The sequence below is a fragment of the Corallococcus sp. AB018 genome (assembly GCF_003986945.1).
GTDB lineage: Bacteria > Myxococcota > Myxococcia > Myxococcales > Myxococcaceae > Corallococcus > Corallococcus exiguus.
On sequence record NZ_RAWR01000436.1, the window covers coordinates 1 to 1,600 of the forward strand.

At 65.8% G+C, this 1,600-nt stretch carries 2 protein-coding genes; both read right to left on the reverse strand.

Annotated elements, in window-relative coordinates; translation table 11 throughout:
* On the reverse strand, positions 1-1,296 hold a 1,296-nt coding region (locus D7Y11_RS42550; RefSeq protein WP_148139293.1), incomplete at its 3' end, for a serine/threonine-protein kinase.
* Between the two features lie 49 nt (positions 1,297-1,345).
* Positions 1,346-1,600, reverse strand: a 255-nt coding sequence (locus tag D7Y11_RS43645; protein ID WP_158642068.1) for a hypothetical protein, incomplete at its 5' end; no start/stop codon positions are given.

Sequence of the window (1,600 nt, forward strand, 5' to 3'; positions counted from 1 at the left end):
GGGCGGAGGGGTGACCGCGGGCGGGGTCGCGGGCATTTCCCTGACAGGCTGCGGAATGCTCCTGGCAGAGAGGGGAAGGGGCTGGACCTCCGGGGCATTGGCGTTCGACAGGAGCCACCAGGACCCGCCGATCCCCACCAGTGTCGCCAGGGCCAGCGGGTAGAAGAACTGACGTGGCGCCTCCTGGATGGGAGCGGGTGTTTCCGAGCCGGAGGGCTGGGTTTCAATGCGTGAAGCGCGCGGCTCGCCTGGCGCCGGGGAGCTCCGCTTGCGAGGAGCCCCGGTGGGCGGAGGAGAGCGCCAGGCGCTCATCTCCTCCAGGAAGGACTGCGGCACTGCCAGCTCCCGGCCTTCCTGAGACAACTCCGCCTTGAAGAGGGAGCGCAGCAGGTGGGCAACGGTCATCGCGGAGAAGCGCGGGAAGTTCGAGTAGAGGAACCCCGCCAGCGCATCCCCGAACTCATGACTGGACTCGAAGCGCATGTCCCAGGTCGGTGCGAGCGCTCGCAGCAGGATTTCATTCAAGGCGTCCGGCAGGTCGGGCCTCAAGACCTTGGGGGCCGCGAACTCGCCGCGTCCGATCCGCATCATCACAGCGGGGGGCGGGCCTTCCACTGGCAGCTTCCCGCAGAGCAGCTCATACAGCACGACCCCCGTGGCCCAGACGTCCGTGCGCGCGTCCACGTCCTCTCCTCGTGCCTGCTCCGGGGAGAAGAAGAGGTACTTGCCCTTCACGACTCCCGGCGCGGTCTTGAAGCCCCGGATGAGCTGGGCCTTGGCGATGCCGAAGTCGACGATCTTGACCTGACCCTCGTAGCCCAGCAGCACGTTGTCCGGAGAGATGTCCCGGTGGACGATGCCCAGGGGCCGGCCGTTGTTGTCCGTACGTGAGTGCGCGTAGTGCAGCCCCCGGCACATCTCCATCGCGATGAACACGGCGACGGGAATGGGCAGGGCGCTCATTCCCTGTTTCATGGCCCGCTTGAGCACGCGGTGGAGCGGCTGGCCGTCCACGAACTCCATGGCCAGGAAGTACTCACCCTCCACCCGTCCGAAGTCGAAGACCTGGGCGATGTTGCCGTGCGACAGCGTGGCGGAGATGCGCGCCTCGTTGATGAACATGGAGATGAAGGCCTCATCATCCGCGTACTCCGGAAGGACCTTCTTGATGAGCACGGGCTTGGTGACGCCCGCGTCACCGACCAACTGGGCGCGCCATGTCTCCGCCATGCCGCCCCGGCCCAGCCAGGACACCAGTTCATACCGCCCGAAGGTGTCGCCTGCCTGGAGTGCCATGGATGGGGGGCCTGAGTTCAACTGAGGGGGACGGAGAATGCAGACAGTTTCATGGGGAGTTGTTCTTCAGGATCTCGATGACGCGGTCTCTCTTGGGATAGCCGTCAGGAGTCAGCGTCACGAATGTTTCATAGTGTTGTTCGCTCTTCTTGAACTCCTTGAGCTTGGCGTAGAGCAGTAACCGTCCGGCCAACGACGTGCCGTGAGGGATTGCCGGGGTAGCGGCGCGCGGCGGACGCTGCCGGGCATGGCGAAGCAGGTGGAGAAGCCGGAGTGGGCGCGCGTCGCGGAAGCGTTCGAGGCG